Genomic DNA, 15,614 nt, shown 5'->3' with positions numbered 1-15,614 from the left:
CTCCCATAGGATTGGGGCATGCCAACTGAGCCCTACACCCTGATCCTGCTGCGCCACGGCAACAGCGAGTGGAACCAGAAGAACCTGTTCACCGGCTGGGTCGACGTGCCGCTCTCCGAGCTCGGCGTCGGCGAGGCCAAGCGCGCCGGTGAACTGCTGGCCGAGTCGGGCCTGCTGCCCGACGTGCTCTACACGTCACGGCTGACCCGGGCCATCCAGACCGCGAACCTCGCTCTCGAGGTGGCCGACCGCCTGTGGATCGACGTGAAGCGCTCCTGGCGCCTCAACGAGCGCCACTACGGCGCCCTGCAGGGCAAAGACAAGGCGCAGACGCTCGCCGAGTACGGCCCCGAGCAGTTCCAGACCTGGCGCCGCTCCTTCGATGTGCCGCCGCCCCCCATCTCCGACGACGACCCGTACTCGCAGGTCGGCGACCCCCGTTACGCCGACCTCGGCGACGACGTGCCGCGCACCGAATGCCTGAAAGACGTGATCGAGCGGATGCTGCCCTACTGGGAGTCCGACATCACCGGCGACCTGGCGCTCGGCAAGACGGTGCTCGTCACCGCCCACGGCAACTCGTTGCGCGCGTTGGTGAAGCACCTCGACGGCATCTCCGACGACGAGATCGCCGAGCTGAACATCCCCACCGGCATCCCGCTCGTCTACAAGCTGGATGCCTCGTTCGCGCCCCTCGGGCCGGGCGAGTACCTCGACCCCGAGGCCGCCGCCGCCGGAGCCGCAGCGGTCGCGGCCCAAGGCAAGAAGTAGCCCCGAAAAGGTCACGAACACGAAGAAGCCCCGGCACCTCGTAGGAGGTCCGGGGCTTCTTCGGTGAACGGAGGGTGTCTCCGTCAGGAGGCCGTGGCGCCTTGCCACTCGCCGGTGGCCAGGTACTGCACCTTCTTGGCGATGCTCACGGCGTGGTCGGCGAAGCGCTCGTGGTAGCGGCTGGCCAGCGTGACGTCGACCGTGTCGACCGCCTCGCCCTTCCAGTGCGAACCGAGCACCGCGTCGAAGACGCTCACGTGCAGCTCGTCGATCTTGTCGTCGTCGTTGCGCATCTCGTCGGCGAGAGCGATGTCCTCGGTCTGCAGCAGCACCGTGAGCTTCTTCGCGATCTCGACGTCGAGACGGCCCATCTCGGCGAAGGTCTGGCGCAGGCTCTTCTTCACGACCTTGTCGGGGTAGCGGTAGCGTGCGAGCTGGGCGATGTGCTCGGCGATGTCGCCCATCCGCTCGAGGGAGGAGCTCACCCGAAGGGCCGTCACCACGATGCGCAGGTCGCGGGCGACCGGCTGCTGCAGGGCGAGGATGTTGATCGCCAACTCGTCGAGGCTCGACGCGAGGGCGTCGATCTTCGAGTCCTCGGCGATCACCATCTCGGCGAGGGTGACGTTGGACTCGTTGAACGCCTCGGTGGCGTTCGTGATGGCCACGGTGACGAGTTCGGAGATCTCGACGAGACGCTCCTGGACTTCGCGCAGCTCTTGCTGGAATACCTCACGCATGCGTGCAGGGTCCTTTCTTCGGTGATGCAATCCTTCCCGGGGCAGGTTAACGCGAGGTGCCGGGAAGTTGAACAGTCCAGGAAGCAACGGCTCCGCCATGGGATACCGGGCCTCGGGCCCAGGGGGACTCACTAGTGTAGTGGCTATGGAAACAGGCTGGTTGGTGCTGTTGTCTGTGGCACTCGGCCTCGCTGTGGGAGCGGGATTCGTCATCTTGCTCCACATGGCTGAACGGCGGGGAAACAACGCGGTCACCGTCGTCTCCTCCGCGGTGCCCGACGGGGTGGATCAGGTGATCGACGCCCTCGACTCCGCCGGCCTCGTGCTCGACCCGTCGAACAACGTGGTCAAGTCCTCGGCGAAGGCCTATACCTACGGACTCGTGGTGAACCAGCTGCTGGTGCACGAGGAGATCCTCGAGATCGTGGCCCGCGTGCGCAGCACCGGCGAGTCGGTGAGCGAGGAGGTGACGCTCGCCCGGGGACCGTTCGGCGAGGCGAGCATCCATCTCGACGTGCAGGCCGCGCGGCTCGGCAGCCGTTACGTGCTCGTGCTGGCGGAGGACCGCACCGATGCCTACCGCCTCGAAGAGGTGCGCCGTGACTTCATCGCGAACATCAGTCACGAGCTGAAGACGCCGATCGGCGCCATCGCCCTGCTCGCCGAGGCTCTCGACCCGGCCTCCGACGACCCGGAGCAGGTGCGTCGCTTCGCGAAGCGGATGGGCACCGAGGCCACCCGCCTCTCGCAGATCACCCGGGAGATCATCGAGCTCTCGCGACTGCAGTCCACCGACATCCTGGCGGCGGCCGTGCGCATCGACCTCGACGAGGTGGTGGCCTCCGCCGTCGACCAGAACCACGTGGTGGCGGACGCGCGGGGGATGACGCTCGCCGTCGGCGGCGCCAAGCACGTGCAGGTGATGGGCGACGAAGCGCTGCTCACCCTCGCCATCAACAACCTGATCGCCAACGCCGTGCAGTACTCGCCCGACGGATCGCGCGTCGGCATCGGCGTGCACCACGACGAGGGTGTCGTGGAGCTCGTGGTGACCGACCAGGGGATCGGCATCCCCGACGAAGATCTCCCGCGCGTGTTCGAGCGGTTCTTCCGCGTCGACCAGGCGCGGTCGCGCAACACGGGTGGAACCGGACTCGGGCTCAGCATCGTGAAGCACGTCGTGCAGAACCACGGTGGAGACATCCGCGCCTGGTCGCAGATCGGCCAGGGCTCGACGTTCACCATCCGGCTTCCGGAGGCGCCCCCCGCCTCGGCACTTCCTCAAGGAGAGAAACGATGACCCACATCCTGCTGGTCGAAGACGAAGCCGCGCTGAGCGAACCGCTCAGCTACCTGCTCCGCCGCGAGGGCTACGGCGTGACCGTTGCGCCCGACGGGCCGAGCGCCATCAGCGAGTTCGACCGCGGCGGGGTCGACATCATCCTGCTCGACCTGATGATCCCGGGCATCCCCGGCACGGAAGTGTGCCGCGAGATCCGCACCCGGTCGTCGGTGCCGATCATCATGCTCACCGCCAAGGACTCCGAGATCGACATCGTGGTGGGCCTCGAGCTCGGCGCCGACGACTACGTCACGAAGCCGTATTCGACGCGCGAGCTGCTCGCGCGGATCCGGGCCGTGCTGCGGCGTCAGCTGGAGGTGCTGGATGCCGCCGAGCCGCAGCTCGTGGCCGGTCCGGTGTCGATGGACGTCGAGCGGCACACCGTGGCCGTGAACGGCAAAGAGGTGGCCATGCCTCTGAAGGAATTCGAACTGCTCGAGCTGCTGCTGCGGAACGCGGGGCGTGTGCTGACCCGCGGTCAGCTGATCGACCGGGTCTGGGGTTCCGACTACTTCGGCGACACCAAGACCCTCGACGTGCACATCAAGCGCATCCGCTCGAAGATCGAGAAGCTGCCCTCGGAGCCCACCCTGCTGGTGACGGTGCGGGGGTTGGGGTACCGCTTCGAAGGCTGAGTGAAGCACGGCGGTATCGCCGAAACAGGCGTACCGCCATCTCGTTTCCCGACGACTTAGGTGCGGCACCGCACGCAACAGGCCTTTGTCGACGACCCAGGGTGAGCGCGAGGCCGCGAAGCGACCTCACGCGAACATGTCGCGCGGCGCCGGGCAAGGACCGGCGACGCCCGAGGAGGCCGCGCGAAGCACGGCCCCCTCGGCAGCCAGCACAGCTCGGTTGCCGGGCCCGAGCAACGGGCGGAATCTCTTAGCCGGCGGGAGTCTCGGTGGGAGTCGGCTCGCCGGTGGACGGCGCCTGGCCGTCGTGAGGCGTCTCGACGAGCGTCGGCGGCGGCGACTGGAGGAGCGTCATGGTGGGGGTCGGTGTCGGCGCCAGGCCGTCATACTCCGGCAGGCTCGTGTTGAGCACGGGCACGAGCACCTGCTTGCCCTCGACGTCGCCGTACTGGAAGTAGACCGGGAAGAGGCTGCCCGGCTTCGAGACGTTGTTGAGCAGGATCTGCTCGCCGCCGTCGGCGCCGAAGCTCGTGATGGCGCTCTCGCCGGGCACGGTGACCTGCTGGCTGGCGCGCTCGCCGGTGGCGCCGTCTTCATACTGCACGGTGAGCTTCTGGCTGTCGTCGCCGGAGTTCACGAATGACACGAGCATGCTCGCGAGGGTGCCGTCTTCGCTGATCAGTGTGGCGTTGCGCACGTGGACCTGCCCGATCGTGGCGTTGACGCCGTCGGAGGTCTCGACGATGTTCGTGGTGGCCTGCGGGGTGATGAACGCACACCCGGCAGTGCCGAAGCCGACGAGGGCGACCACCAGAACGGATGCCGCGAACCGAGCTCTCACAAGACCCTCCAGAGTCGTAAACGCTTTGGCTCGAGCTTACAACGAGCGGGCCTCCGTGGGCTGGTTAGGACACCCTAACTACATACCCCCTGTGGTATCCTGGTAGCCACGGAAGGACATCCATTCATGCTTTTTGAGGTTGGCGAAACAGTCGTTTACCCCCACCACGGAGCCGCAACGATTTCCGAGGTGAAGACCCGGGTCATCAAGGGCGAAGAGAAAATCTACCTCAAACTCCGTGTGACGCAGGGTGACCTGACGATCGAGGTACCCGCCGACAACGTCGACCTGGTCGGCGTGCGTGACGTCATCGGCCGCGAGGGCCTCGACAAGGTGTTCGAAGTGCTGCGCGCCCCCTTCACAGAAGAGCCCACGAACTGGTCGCGCCGCTACAAGGCGAACCTCGAGAAGCTCGCGTCGGGCGACGTCATCAAGGTGAGCGAGGTCGTGCGCGACCTGTGGCGCCGCGACCAAGACCGCGGTCTCTCCGCCGGTGAGAAGCGCATGCTCGCGAAGGCCCGTCAGATCCTGATCTCCGAGCTCGCTCTCGCCGAGAAGACCGACGAGGAGAAGGCCTCGCTGGTGCTCGACGAGGTGCTGGCCTCCTAGCCCGCTCCGTCTCGTCATCGGTTCCGGTTCTGCCGTGGAGCAGCGCCCCTCGGCGGCCCCCGCTTCGGTGGGGGTGATCGTGGTCGCCGCCGGGTCGGGCAGCCGTCTCGGCCGCCCCGAACCGAAGGCGTTCGTCGAGATCGGCGGCCGGAGCATCCTGTCGCGATCGATGGATGCCGTTCGCGGCATGTCCGAGGAGGCGGCCCTCGTGGTCGTCGTTCCGGCGGCCCTCGTGAGCGCGGCATCCGCTCAGCTCGACGAGCTGCGCATGCCCGCGGTCGTGGTGGCCGGCGGGGACACGCGTCAGCGCTCGGTCGCTGCGGGCCTCGAGGTGCTCCCGCCCGAGGTGGAGGTCGTGCTCGTGCACGACGCCGCCCGGGTGTTCACTCCGCCCGACGTCTTTGACCGCGTGGTGGCGGCCGTTCGCGACCTGGGCCACGGGGTCATCCCGGGTCTCCCGGTCACCGACACCATCAAGGGCGTGGCCGGCGACGGCACCGTGCGCGACACGATCGACCGCTCGAAGCTCACCGCGGTGCAGACCCCCCAGGGTTTTCCGCGGACGCATCTCGTCGAGGCCTACGCGCTGGCCGCCGCCGACTTCACCGACGACGCCGCGCTGGTGCGCGAGGCCGGGCATCCTGTGGGCGTCGTGGCCGGGTCGGCGCTCGCGTTCAAGATCACCACGGCCGACGACCTGGAGCGGGCAGAAGACGTGCTGCGGCGTCAGGGCTCCTTCGGCCGAGCGCCCCTGCCGCGCACCGGCGTCGGCGTCGACGCGCACGCCTTCGACCCCGAGGCGGAGCTCTGGCTCGCCGGCCTGCACTGGCCCGGCGAACCGGGCCTCGCCGGTCACAGCGACGGCGACGTCGTGGCCCACGCCATCTGCGACGCCCTGCTCGGCGCCGCCGGTCTCGGCGACCTGGGCAGCCGCTTCGGCACCGCCGACCCCGAGTTGGCCGGCGCTCACGGCGACGTCTTCCTGGCGCGCACCCGCGACATCCTCTCCGCCGCCGGATTCCGCATCGGCAATGTCTCGGTGCAGCTCATCGGCAACCGCCCCCGCTTCGCCCCCCGCAAGGTGGAGGCGGATGCGCTGCTCACGTCGATCCTCGGCGCACCCGTCTCGGTGTCGGCCACGACCACCGACGGCCTGGGTTTCCCGGGTCGGGGAGAGGGTCTGACGGCCATAGCCACCTGTCTCGTCTCCGTCTAGGCTGGTCGCACACAAAGGTGGGGCGACAGGCAAACGGAGAGTGATCATGGCGTTCGTAACGACTGACGATGGCACGGAGATCTTCTACAAGGACTGGGGCAACCGCGACGCCCAGCCCATCATGTTCCACCACGGATGGCCCCTCTCCGCGGATGACTGGGACGCCCAGATGCTCTTCTTCCTCGGGCACGGCTACCGTGTGATCGCCAGCGATCGGCGCGGTCACGGACGGTCCTCCCAGACCGCGACCGGCAACGACATGGACCACTACGCCAGCGATGCCTCGGCGGTGGTCGAGCACCTCGATCTGCGCAACGCCATCCACATCGGGCACTCCACCGGCGGCGGTCAGGTCGCGCGCTACGTCGCCCAGTACGGCGAACCGCAGGGGCGAGTGGCGAAAGCCGTCCTCGTGTCCTCCGTGCCTCCGCTGATGGTGCAGACCGACGCCAACCCCGAGGGGCTGCCCATCTCGGTGTTCGACGACTTCCGTGCCGCGCTGGCCGCGAACCGGGCCGAATTCTTCCAGGCCGTGGCATCCGGGCCGTTCTACGGATTCAACCGCCCCGGCGTCACGGTGTCCGAGCCCGTGGTCGCCAACTGGTGGCGCCAGGGCATGATGGGGAGCGCTCTGGCCCACTACGAGGGCATCAAGGCGTTCTCCGAGACCGACCAGACCGATGATCTGAAGGCGATCTCCGTTCCGGTCCTGGTCACGCAGGGCGACGACGACCAGATCGTGCCCTACAAGGACGCTTCGCTCAAGCAGCACGAGCTGCTCAGCAACTCCACCCTCAAGATCTACGAGGGCTTTCCGCACGGCATGCTCACGACGCACGCTGACACCCTCAACCCCGACCTCCTCGCCTTCATCCAGCAGTAGCACCGGGTTCCGGCTGGTGCCGCGGAGCCTGCTCTGCGGCACCAGCACAGTAAACTAACGCAGTGACTCTGCGACTCCATGATTCCAAGGCCCGCGCGCTCACCGACTTCACGCCTCTCGTCCCGGGCCAGGTCGGGATCTACGTCTGCGGGCCCACCGTGCAGTCGTCTCCGCACATCGGCCACCTCCGTTCCGCGCTGGTCTACGACCAGTTGCGCCGCTGGCTCTCCTACAGCGGCTACGCCGTTACCTTCGTGCGCAACGTCACCGACATCGACGACAAGATCCTCATCAACGCCGCCGAGAGCGCCGCGGCCGGCAGCCCTGAGGAATGGTGGGCGCTGGCCTATCGCATCGAGCTCGAGTTCACGGCCGCCTACACCGCGATCGGCGTGCTTCCCCCCACTTACGAGCCGCGCGCGACCGCGAGCATCCCGGAGATGCAGGCCATCATCCAGCGCCTCATCGACGCCGGGCACGCCTACGCCACCGACGACGGCACCGGCGACGTGTACTTCGACACCGCGAGCTGGCCCGACTACGGCGAGCTGACGCATCAGAAGCTCGACGACATGGCGCCCGCCACCGACTCCGATTCGCGCGGCAAGAAGGATGTGCGCGACTTCGCGCTCTGGAAGGGCCACAAGCCGGGCGAACCCGAATCGGCGGCGTTCCCGAGCCCCTGGGGTCGCGGGCGGCCGGGCTGGCACATCGAGTGCTCCGCGATGTCGACCAAGTACCTCGGTGCGCAATTCGACATCCACGGCGGCGGGCTCGATCTGCGCTTCCCGCACCACGAGAACGAGGTGGCGCAATCGCACGCGGCCGGTGATCCGTTCGCCAATCTCTGGATCCACAACGGCCTCGTCGCCGTGACCGGTCAGAAGATGTCGAAGTCGCTCGGCAACTCGATCTTCGCCTCCGAGCTGATCGGGTCGGCGCGCCCCGTCGTGCTGCGCTACTACCTCGGCGCGGCGCACTACCGCTCGACGCTCGAGTTCCACGACGGCGCGCTGGCCGAGGCCGAGGCCGCGGTGTCGCGCATCGAGGGCTTCCTCGAGCGCGCCGAGCGGCGACTGGCCGGCACCCGGTTCGCGGGCACCTCCGAGCTCGTCATCCCCGCCGAGTTCCGTGAGGCGATGGATGACGACCTGAGCGTTCCGCAGGCCATCGCCGTCATCCACGAGACGGTGCGCCGCGGCAACGCCGCGCTCGACGACGAAGACCTCGCCGAGACCGCGACGCTCCTCGGCCAGGTGCTCGCCATGACCGAGGTCCTCGGCATCAACCCGCTCTCGCCCGAATGGGCCACCGGCGGGGACGCCGCCGCCGAGCGGGCACTGGGTACTCTGGTCGAGAGCCTCATCTCCGATCGGGAGACGGCGCGCACCAACCGCGACTTCGCAACCGCGGATCGCATCCGGGACGAACTCGGACAAGCCGGAATATCAATTGAAGACACGCCGAACGGCGCGCACTGGAGTCTCGATGGCTAAATCAGGAACGGGCCGCCCCTCGAGGGCCGGCGCCGTACGCAGGGGCACCAAGGGCAGCAAGGCCGTCGGATCGGGCGGTCAGGGTCGCCAGGCTCTCGAGGGCAAGAAGCCCACGCCGAAGGCCGAAGACCGGCCCTACCACCCCGCGGGCAAGGCGAAGGCGGCGCGCGAGCGCTACGCGGCCGCTTCCGGCGGAAAGCGTCCGCCCGGCACCCGGTCGTCGAACGAGCGGGGTCAGGATGCGCCACGCACCGCTCCCGCCCGTCGCGTGAAGAAGGCGGATGACAGCGAGATCGTCACCGGCCGCAACTCGGTCGTGGAGGCGCTGCGCGCGCACATCCCCGCGACAGCGCTCTACGTGGCCTTCCGGGTGGAGGTCGACGAGCGTGTCAAGGAGGCGCTGTCGCTGGCCAACAAGCGCGGCATCCCGGTGATGGAGGTCATGCGCCCCGAGCTCGACCGCCTCTCCGGCCACGACTCGGTGCACCAGGGGCTCGCGCTGAAGGTTCCGCCCTACGAGTACGCGCATCCGGAGACCCTGCTCGACGAGGTGCTCGCGAAGCACAAGACGCCGCTGTTCGTGGCGCTCGACGGCATCACCGATCCGCGCAACCTCGGTGCCATCATCCGCTCGACCGCCGCATTCGGCGGACACGGCGTGATCGTGCCGCAGCGTCGCTCGGTGGGCGTGACGGCGTCGGCGTGGAAGACCTCGGCGGGTGCCGCCGCGCGCACCCCCGTGGCCATGGCGTCGAACCTCACGCAGACGCTCAAGGCCTTCAAGGCCCGCGGTGTCTTCGTGATCGGCCTCGACGGCGACGGCGACGTCAGCCTCCCCGGGCTCGATTTCGCCGAGGGCCCGATCGTGGTCGTGGTGGGCAACGAAGGCAAGGGCCTGAGCCGTCTCGTGACCGAGACCTGCGATGCGGTCGTCTCCATCCCGATCTCTTCGGGCACGGAGTCGCTGAACGCCGGTATCGCGGCCTCGGTCACCCTCTACGAGATCGCCCGTCAGCGCTCCTCGTAACCCTCGCGACCCTCGCACTCAATCCTCGCGACCCGCCAAAATCCGCCCTGATATCGCCGGTCGAGGGGCGGATTTTGGCGGGTCGCGAGGAGGTCAGACGTTCTGGCGCCAGTCGGCTTCGCCGTCGGCCAGCGGGATGGCCAGGGTGAAGGTGCCGGTGGGCGGGTCGATCACGGTGGCCTCGTCGCGACGGTGCCGGAGCACCGTGTCGATGTAGGAGGAGAGCGCTTCGGCCAGCGGCACGTCGCGGTTCTGGTCCTGGCTCATGAACCAGCGGTGCTCGAGCAGCTGGTGGAAGACCTCCGCCGGCTCGAGCTTGCCCTTCAGATCGCGCGGGATGGCGCGGATGACGGGCTCGAACACCTTGGCCAGCCATTCGTGCGCCACCATCTCCTCGTCATAGTCCTTGCGGCCATACTTCGCCGTGTAGGAGTCGAGGTCGTTGAGCAGTCGCCGCGCCTGGTTCTCCTGGGCGTCGAGCCCGGTGAGGCGCAGCAGGCGACGCTGGTGGTGCCCGGCATCCACCACCTTCGGCTGGATGCGCACCGTGGTGCCGCCCTCGGTGGTCTTGATGGCGAGCTCCTCGATGTCGAAGCCGAGATCGTTGAGGCGGTCGACGCGCTCGTTGATGCGCCACCGCTCCGAGGAGCTGAACGACTCGGAGCCCGTCAGCTCCTTCCAGAGCGAGCGGTAGGCCGCGACGATGCCGTCGGAGAGCTTGATCGGGTCGAGTTCCTCGTCGACGCGGCCGCCGGCTTCGAGGTCCATCAACTCGCCGGCGATGTTGACGCGGGCGATCTCGAGGTCGTTTTCGCGCTGGCCGTTCGAGAGGCCGTCGTAGAGCTGACCCGTCTCGGCGTCGACGAGGTAGGCCGCGAAGGCGCCGGCGTCGCGCCGGAAGAGCGTGTTGGAGAGCGAGACGTCACCCCAGAAGAAGCCGATGACGTGCAGGCGCACGAGCAGCACCGCGAGGGCGTCGACCAGACGGGTGGCCGTGTCGGGGCGCAGCTGCTGCGAGAACAGGGCCCGATAGGGGAGGGAGAACTTGAGGTGCCGGGTGACCAGCACCGAGTTCAGGGGCTCGCCCGCGTCATCCGCTCGGTTGGTGATGACGGCGAGCGGATCGACGCAGGGCACGTCGAGGCGCTGCAGGGTGCGCAGCATGTCGTATTCGCGCTTGGCCATCTCGTCAGTCGTCTCCTTGATGGCGATGACGTGGCCGGAGAGGTGGGCGAAGCGCACGAGGTGGCGCGAGATGCCTTTGGGGAGGGCCGCGATGTAGCGGTCTGGCCATTCGTCCAGCGGCATGTTCCAGGGCAGGTCGAGTAGACCGGGGTCGGCGGTGGCCGACGTGATGTTCAGGGAGGCGCTCATGGGTTCATCCAGGTGCTGATCGCGGCGATCGTGTGCGGAAACGACTCTGCCGTGGCCTTCGAGGGGCCACGGCAGAGTCTAGAACGGTTGCTGTCAGCTGACGACGGCCTTGTTTCCCAGGCGCTCGCCCGACTCGAGGTCGAAGAGGTGAACGTGGTTGGGAGCAGCGGTGAGGTAGACCTTGTCGCCCACGAAGGGGTGCGAGCGGCCGTCGACGCGGGTGACGATGTCAGTGCGCTTGCCGTCGATCTCGGAGTGGCCGTAGAGGTAGCCGTCGGCGCCGAGCTCCTCGATCAGGTCGACCGTGACCTCGAGACCCTCGCCCGGGGTGGAGGAGAGCACGATGTCTTCGGGGCGAACGCCGATGGTGGCGCTGGTGCCGGTGGTCGAGGCGAGGGTCTCGCGGTCGACCGGAACGATCGAGGTGCCGAACTTCACACCGGTGTCGGCCAGGTCGGCGTGGAACAGGTTCATCGCGGGGGAGCCGATGAAGCCGGCCACGAACACGTTGTTCGGCTTCTCGTAGAGGTCGCGGGGCGAGCCGACCTGCTGGAGCAGACCGTCTTTCAGCACGGCGATGCGGTCGCCCATGGTGAGCGCCTCGGTCTGGTCGTGGGTCACGTAGACGGTGGTGACACCGAGACGACGCTGGAGGCTCGCGATCTGGGTGCGGGTCTGCACGCGCAGCTTGGCGTCGAGGTTCGAGAGCGGCTCGTCCATGAGGAACACCTGCGGCTGACGCACGATGGCGCGGCCCATCGCGACGCGCTGACGCTGACCACCGGAGAGGGCCTTGGGCTTGCGCGAGAGGTAGGGCTCGAGGTCGAGGAGCTTGGCGGCCTCGAGAACGCGGGCGGCGCGTTCGTCCTTGTTGACGCCGGCGATCTTGAGCGCGAAGCCCATGTTCTCGGCCACGGTCATGTGCGGGTAGAGCGCGTAGTTCTGGAAGACCATCGCGATGTCGCGATCCTTCGGCGGGATGTCGGTGACGTCGCGGTCACCGATCAGGATGCGGCCCTCGTTGACCTCTTCGAGGCCGGCCAGCATGCGCAGGGAGGTCGACTTTCCACAACCCGAGGGGCCGACCAGAACGAGGAACTCGCCGTCGGCGACCTGGAGGTCGAGCTTGTCGACAGATGCTCGCGTGGACCCCGGGTAGATGCGGGATGCCTTGTCGAACGTGACTGATGCCATGGTTCTATTACTCCTTCACCGGCAGGTACGTGCCGGACGATCCGTTGTGATGGATTAACGGGCCTGCTCCGTCGAAGACCCAGGGGCAATTATGGCACGACCCGGACACGCCCGCCGACGCGGAATTCACCTCTGCATTCAGCTGGCCTGTGGCGATCTCCCAGACTCCCTTCCTACTATCATTGAGAAGTTGTGTCCCATCGGGAAAGCCGCCCGATCGAGGCGACCACGGTCCAACTCAGAACACGGCCAACTCAGAACACACGGAGCATCCACGAATGACCACTGGCGGACCAGACGACTCGCGTCTTTCGAAGAATCAGCGACGCGAGGCTGCGCGTGAGAAGGCGAAGCAGCTCCGTGAGGAGCAGCGCAAGAAAGACATCCGCAACCGGGTCATCCTGATCTCCTCGCTCAGCGTCGTCGTGATCGCCATCGTCGTGGGCATCACGCTCGTCATCACCTCCACGCTGAAGCCAGCCGGTCCTGGCCCGCTCAACATGGCCAGCGACGGCATCACCATCGGCACCGATTTCACCGCCGTCACCACGCCCGCGCTCGCCGCCGGCGAAGACCCCGTGCCCACCACGCCCGACACGTCCTCCGGTGTCGTCGACATCCGGATGTACGTCGACTACATGTGCCCCTTCTGCGGCCAGTTCGAGAGCACCAACAACGCCCAGATCGGCGACTGGGTGAAATCGGGGGTCGCGACCGTCGAGATCCACCCGCTCTCCATCCTCGACCGCTCGTCGCTCGGCTCGAAGTACTCCACCCGCGCCGCGAACGCGGCCGCCTGCGTGGCGAACTACTCGCCCGACCAGTTCTGGGCGTTCAACGGCCTGCTCTACTCGAACCAGCCGGCCGAGAACACCGAGGGCCTCGACGACGACACCCTGAAAGACCTCGTGAAGCAGGCCGGGGTGACGGCGCAGGGCGACATCGACACCTGCATCGACGACACCCAGTTCAAGGGCTGGGTGGCGGATGCGACCTCCCGCGCCCTGCAGGGTCCGCTGCCGAACACCACTGAGCAGGCCGTCACCGGTACCCCGACCGTTCTGGTGAACGGCCAGAAGTACACCGGTTCGCTCACCGACGCCGATGCCTTCTCGAGCTTCGTGCTGCAGGTCTCGGGCGACGACTCCTCCACTGCGACGCCGACGCCCACGCCCACCGCGGCGGGCTGATCGGATCGGCCGGTGACCGGATCGGCCTCCGTGCCGTGGCTAGAATGAGGTGTTCAGCCAGCCGGCTTGGCGCAATTGGTAGCGCACCGCTCTTGTAAAGCGGGGGTTGCGGGTTCGAGTCCCGCAGCCGGCCCCACACACCGCCCTGAGTCATCCGCGTGGCCGGGTCGGGTGACGCACGACGCGATGCGTCGTGGGGTTCGAGTCCCGCAGCCGGCCCCACACACCGCGTGCTCAGCGGATGCCGAAGGGATCAGCGGATGCCGACCGCCCGGCGCGCGTTGATGGTCTTCGTCTGCGACGGCAGCGTGAACAGGTCGATGACCGTGCCGATGCCCAGCAGTCCGAAGGTGAGCACCCAGAGGATGCCGCGACCGATCTTGCCCAGATAGAAGTGCTGGATGCCCGCCACACCGACGAGGGTGAAGAGCATGAAGGCGTAGGCGGCCGCCGTCGACTTGGGCGGCAGGGCCGGCCCGTGCACCGTCTGGCCGTACTGCGGAGCGGGCGGCATGACGTAGGGCTGCGGTGCGTTCGGGTCGGTCATGATTCCTCCTCGGAAACGTTGCCTGATGCTATCGCCCGGCTCCCCGCGCCGGAAGGGTCCGGTCAGCTCAGGGGGAGCTCGTAATGTAGGTACTCCTCGTCGCGCATCCAGCCGAGCGACTCGTAAAGGCGCTGCGCCGACGTGTTCGTGTGGGCGGTGGAGAGCTCGAGTCGCGCGGCACCGGCGTCGAGCCCGAGCTGCCGGGCCGCATCGAGCAGGGCGGTCGCGACTCCCCGGCCCCGCGCATCCGGGTGCACGAAGAGGTCGTAGAGCACGAAGATCGGAGCGAGCTCGAGCGAGCAGAACGAGGGGTAGAGCTGCGTGAACCCGTCGAAAGGCGCGGCCGCTCCGGGATCGGCCGACGCGACCAGCACGATCGACTCACCGCGGCTCATCCGGTCGCCGAGGTAGGCCCGAGCGGCGGCTGAGGTGCCGGAATCGCCGGGAAGACCGTAGAACTCGCGGTAGGCGTCGAAGAGCGGGGCGACGGCGTCGAGGTCGTCGAGGGTGGCGCGGCGCACGGGCATGCCCACACCCTAGTGGGCGGCGCGCGCCCGACGACGGTCGATGCCGAGTGAGAGCACCAGCACGGCGAGGCCCACTGCCGCGAGCCCTACGCCCACGACGGCCGGCGAGAGATAGCCGAACCCGGCCGCGATGGCCAGGCCGCCGAGGAAGGCGCCGACGCTGTTGCCGATGTTGAGCGAGGAGTGGTTGAGTGCGGCCGCGATCGACTGGGCGTTGTGCGAGACATCCATCAGCCGGGTCTGGATGGCGGGGGAGCAGGCTCCTGCGCAGGCGCCGATCAAGAAGATGAAGATCAACAGGCCTGGGGTCGTGTTCGCGAACAAGGCGAATCCGAGGGCTGAGAGCCCGAGGGCGCTCAGGCTGGCCAGCAGGGTGCGGCTCACCGAACGGTCGGCGAGCCAGCCGCTCAGGAAGTTGCCGCCCGTCATGCCCACGCCGAACATCACGAGCACCCAGGGCACCACGCCGCTCGCGAGACCGGCGACGTCGGTGACCACGGGGGCGATGAAGGTGTACACGGCGAACACGCCGCCGAAACCGATCGACGCCAGCACCAGGGTGAGCCACACCTGCAACCGGCTGAAGACGCGCAGTTCATTCCGCATCGTGGCGCTCGGGTCGCCCGGGCGGAACGGCACGGCCGCGAGGATGGCCACGAGCGTCAGCGCGAAGATGACGGTGACCATGAGATAGGCGCTGCGCCATCCGAGCTCCTGGCCGATGAAGGTGCCCGCGGGCACGCCGACGACGTTGGCGATGGCGAGACCGGCGAGCACGAACGAGACTCCCCGCGCCCGCTTGCCCGGGCCCATCAGCGACGCCGCGACGAGCGAGGCGATGCCGAAATAGGCGCCATGTGGCAGTCCGCTGAGGAAGCGCGCCGCGAGCACGAGACCGAAGGAGGGCAGCACGGCCGAGAGCAGGTTGCCCGCCACGAACACCGACACGAGCACCACGAGCAGGCGCTTGCGCGGCCAGCGGGCGGCCGCGGCGGCGATGGTCGGAGCGCCGATCACGACACCGAGGGCGTAGGCCGAGACGAGGTAGCCGGCCGAAGCGTTGGCCGATGCCGGGTCGACCGAGTAGGTGCCGGGCAGCAGGTCTCGGGCGATATTCGGCAGCAGCCCCATCGTCACGAACTCGGTCACGCCGATGCCGAAGCCGCCGAGTGCGAGCGCCACGATGGCCAGCCAGCGGCGCACGACGCCCACGTCGCGGATG

16 protein-coding genes and 1 tRNA gene are annotated in these 15,614 nt (G+C 68.0%); 10 read left to right on the top strand and 7 right to left on the bottom strand.

What is annotated here, in order from left to right:
• Positions 1 to 18: 18 nt before the first annotated feature.
• The gene (locus BLW00_RS00415) at positions 19 to 771 is read left to right on the top strand and encodes a phosphoglyceromutase (protein ID WP_092547687.1); all 753 of its coding nucleotides are present in this window, start codon (positions 19 to 21) and stop codon (positions 769 to 771) included.
• Between the two features lie 83 nt (positions 772 to 854).
• Here BLW00_RS00415 and phoU read toward each other — a convergent pair whose 3' ends face one another.
• On the bottom strand, positions 855 to 1,511 hold the full coding sequence (phoU, locus tag BLW00_RS00410) for a phosphate signaling complex protein PhoU (RefSeq protein ID WP_092547685.1): 657 nt from the start codon (positions 1,509 to 1,511) through the stop codon (positions 855 to 857).
• 223 nt (positions 1,512 to 1,734) lie between these two features.
• Here phoU and BLW00_RS00405 point away from each other — a divergent pair, with 223 nt between their 5' ends.
• Both BLW00_RS00405 and BLW00_RS00400 read left to right on the top strand, forming a co-directional pair.
• On the top strand, positions 1,735 to 2,811 hold the full coding sequence (locus BLW00_RS00405; RefSeq protein WP_322788321.1) for a sensor histidine kinase: 1,077 nt from the start codon (positions 1,735 to 1,737) through the stop codon (positions 2,809 to 2,811).
• Positions 2,808 to 3,488 (top strand): response regulator transcription factor, encoded by a 681-nt coding sequence (locus tag BLW00_RS00400; protein WP_092547680.1) that lies wholly within the window; start codon positions 2,808 to 2,810, stop codon positions 3,486 to 3,488. Before BLW00_RS00405 ends, BLW00_RS00400 begins: the two co-directional genes overlap by 4 nt.
• A 250-nt stretch (positions 3,489 to 3,738) precedes the next feature.
• On the opposite strand, the gene BLW00_RS00395 is transcribed toward BLW00_RS00400, so the two are convergent.
• Complete coding sequence (locus BLW00_RS00395) at positions 3,739 to 4,329, bottom strand: hypothetical protein (RefSeq protein ID WP_092547677.1); 591 nt, start codon at positions 4,327 to 4,329, stop codon at positions 3,739 to 3,741.
• Positions 4,330 to 4,455: 126 nt separating this feature from the next.
• Between BLW00_RS00395 and BLW00_RS00390 the strand changes: the two genes are divergently transcribed.
• The 5 genes from BLW00_RS00390 to rlmB all read left to right on the top strand — a co-directional run bounded on the left by BLW00_RS00390 (position 4,456) and on the right by rlmB (position 9,560).
• Entirely contained in the window at positions 4,456 to 4,938 is a 483-nt protein-coding gene (locus tag BLW00_RS00390) for a CarD family transcriptional regulator (RefSeq protein ID WP_066040922.1), read from the top strand.
• 34 nt (positions 4,939 to 4,972) lie between these two features.
• Positions 4,973 to 6,154: a 2-C-methyl-D-erythritol 4-phosphate cytidylyltransferase gene (gene ispD / locus BLW00_RS00385; protein WP_175494067.1), complete on the top strand. Its 1,182-nt coding sequence runs from the start codon at positions 4,973 to 4,975 to the stop codon at positions 6,152 to 6,154.
• 46 nt (positions 6,155 to 6,200) lie between these two features.
• Positions 6,201 to 7,037: an alpha/beta fold hydrolase gene (locus tag BLW00_RS00380; protein ID WP_092547675.1), complete on the top strand. Its 837-nt coding sequence runs from the start codon at positions 6,201 to 6,203 to the stop codon at positions 7,035 to 7,037.
• Positions 7,038 to 7,099: 62 nt separating this feature from the next.
• The gene (gene cysS / locus BLW00_RS00375; protein ID WP_092547674.1) at positions 7,100 to 8,533 is read left to right on the top strand and encodes a cysteine--tRNA ligase; all 1,434 of its coding nucleotides are present in this window, start codon (positions 7,100 to 7,102) and stop codon (positions 8,531 to 8,533) included.
• Positions 8,526 to 9,560: a 23S rRNA (guanosine(2251)-2'-O)-methyltransferase RlmB gene (gene rlmB, locus BLW00_RS00370; protein WP_092547672.1), complete on the top strand. Its 1,035-nt coding sequence runs from the start codon at positions 8,526 to 8,528 to the stop codon at positions 9,558 to 9,560. The genes cysS and rlmB overlap by 8 nt, the downstream gene beginning before the upstream one ends.
• A 93-nt stretch (positions 9,561 to 9,653) precedes the next feature.
• On the opposite strand, the gene BLW00_RS00365 is transcribed toward rlmB, so the two are convergent.
• Together BLW00_RS00365 and BLW00_RS00360 are read right to left on the bottom strand one after the other, a co-directional pair.
• Positions 9,654 to 10,934, bottom strand: a complete 1,281-nt coding sequence (locus BLW00_RS00365; RefSeq protein WP_092547670.1) for a DUF4032 domain-containing protein — start codon at positions 10,932 to 10,934, stop codon at positions 9,654 to 9,656.
• A 93-nt stretch (positions 10,935 to 11,027) separates the two neighbouring features.
• Positions 11,028 to 12,128, bottom strand: a complete 1,101-nt coding sequence (locus BLW00_RS00360) for an ABC transporter ATP-binding protein (protein WP_092547667.1) — start codon at positions 12,126 to 12,128, stop codon at positions 11,028 to 11,030.
• Between the two features lie 278 nt (positions 12,129 to 12,406).
• Between BLW00_RS00360 and BLW00_RS00355 the strand changes: the two genes are divergently transcribed.
• Together BLW00_RS00355 and BLW00_RS00350 are read left to right on the top strand one after the other, a co-directional pair.
• Positions 12,407 to 13,318 carry a DsbA family protein gene (locus BLW00_RS00355; RefSeq protein WP_092547659.1) on the top strand — a complete coding sequence of 304 codons (912 nt, stop codon included), beginning with the start codon at positions 12,407 to 12,409 and terminating at the stop codon, positions 13,316 to 13,318.
• A 60-nt stretch (positions 13,319 to 13,378) separates the two neighbouring features.
• Positions 13,379 to 13,454 (top strand) — tRNA-Thr (locus BLW00_RS00350).
• A gap of 117 nt (positions 13,455 to 13,571) precedes the next feature.
• Here BLW00_RS00350 and BLW00_RS00345 read toward each other — a convergent pair.
• From BLW00_RS00345 to BLW00_RS00335, 3 genes are all read right to left on the bottom strand, one after another.
• Positions 13,572 to 13,865, bottom strand: a complete 294-nt coding sequence (locus tag BLW00_RS00345; RefSeq protein WP_217634258.1) for a TM2 domain-containing protein — start codon at positions 13,863 to 13,865, stop codon at positions 13,572 to 13,574.
• A 62-nt stretch (positions 13,866 to 13,927) separates the two neighbouring features.
• Positions 13,928 to 14,392 carry a GNAT family N-acetyltransferase gene (locus BLW00_RS00340; protein WP_092547657.1) on the bottom strand — a complete coding sequence of 155 codons (465 nt, stop codon included), beginning with the start codon at positions 14,390 to 14,392 and terminating at the stop codon, positions 13,928 to 13,930.
• Between the two features lie 9 nt (positions 14,393 to 14,401).
• On the bottom strand, positions 14,402 to 15,613 hold the full coding sequence (locus BLW00_RS00335; protein ID WP_245741386.1) for an MFS transporter: 1,212 nt from the start codon (positions 15,611 to 15,613) through the stop codon (positions 14,402 to 14,404).
• Position 15,614 lies beyond the last annotated feature (1 nt).

Origin of the sequence: Herbiconiux ginsengi (genome assembly GCF_900107435.1) — a bacterium.
GTDB lineage: Bacteria > Actinomycetota > Actinomycetes > Actinomycetales > Microbacteriaceae > Herbiconiux > Herbiconiux ginsengi.
The sequence above is the reverse complement of the archived record's forward strand: the minus strand, read 5'-3'. Positions and strand labels throughout refer to the sequence as shown.

Excerpts from the sequence above, each read along its gene's own strand:
- BLW00_RS00415 (WP_092547687.1), top strand. The coding sequence starts at position 19 with ATGCCAACTGAGCCCTACACCCTGATCCTGCTGCGCCACGGCAACAGC.
- BLW00_RS00390 (WP_066040922.1), top strand. The coding sequence starts at position 4,456 with ATGCTTTTTGAGGTTGGCGAAACAGTCGTTTACCCCCACCACGGAGCC.
- BLW00_RS00405 (WP_322788321.1), top strand. The coding sequence starts at position 1,735 with ATGGCTGAACGGCGGGGAAACAACGCGGTCACCGTCGTCTCCTCCGCG.
- BLW00_RS00340 (WP_092547657.1), bottom strand. The coding sequence starts at position 14,392 with ATGCCCGTGCGCCGCGCCACCCTCGACGACCTCGACGCCGTCGCCCCG.
- BLW00_RS00400 (WP_092547680.1), top strand. The coding sequence starts at position 2,808 with ATGACCCACATCCTGCTGGTCGAAGACGAAGCCGCGCTGAGCGAACCG.
- BLW00_RS00360 (WP_092547667.1), bottom strand. The coding sequence starts at position 12,128 with ATGGCATCAGTCACGTTCGACAAGGCATCCCGCATCTACCCGGGGTCC.
- rlmB (WP_092547672.1), top strand. The coding sequence starts at position 8,526 with ATGGCTAAATCAGGAACGGGCCGCCCCTCGAGGGCCGGCGCCGTACGC.
- BLW00_RS00355 (WP_092547659.1), top strand. The coding sequence starts at position 12,407 with ATGACCACTGGCGGACCAGACGACTCGCGTCTTTCGAAGAATCAGCGA.
- BLW00_RS00345 (WP_217634258.1), bottom strand. The coding sequence starts at position 13,865 with ATGACCGACCCGAACGCACCGCAGCCCTACGTCATGCCGCCCGCTCCG.
- BLW00_RS00380 (WP_092547675.1), top strand. The coding sequence starts at position 6,201 with ATGGCGTTCGTAACGACTGACGATGGCACGGAGATCTTCTACAAGGAC.
- phoU (WP_092547685.1), bottom strand. The coding sequence starts at position 1,511 with ATGCGTGAGGTATTCCAGCAAGAGCTGCGCGAAGTCCAGGAGCGTCTC.
- BLW00_RS00365 (WP_092547670.1), bottom strand. The coding sequence starts at position 10,934 with ATGAGCGCCTCCCTGAACATCACGTCGGCCACCGCCGACCCCGGTCTA.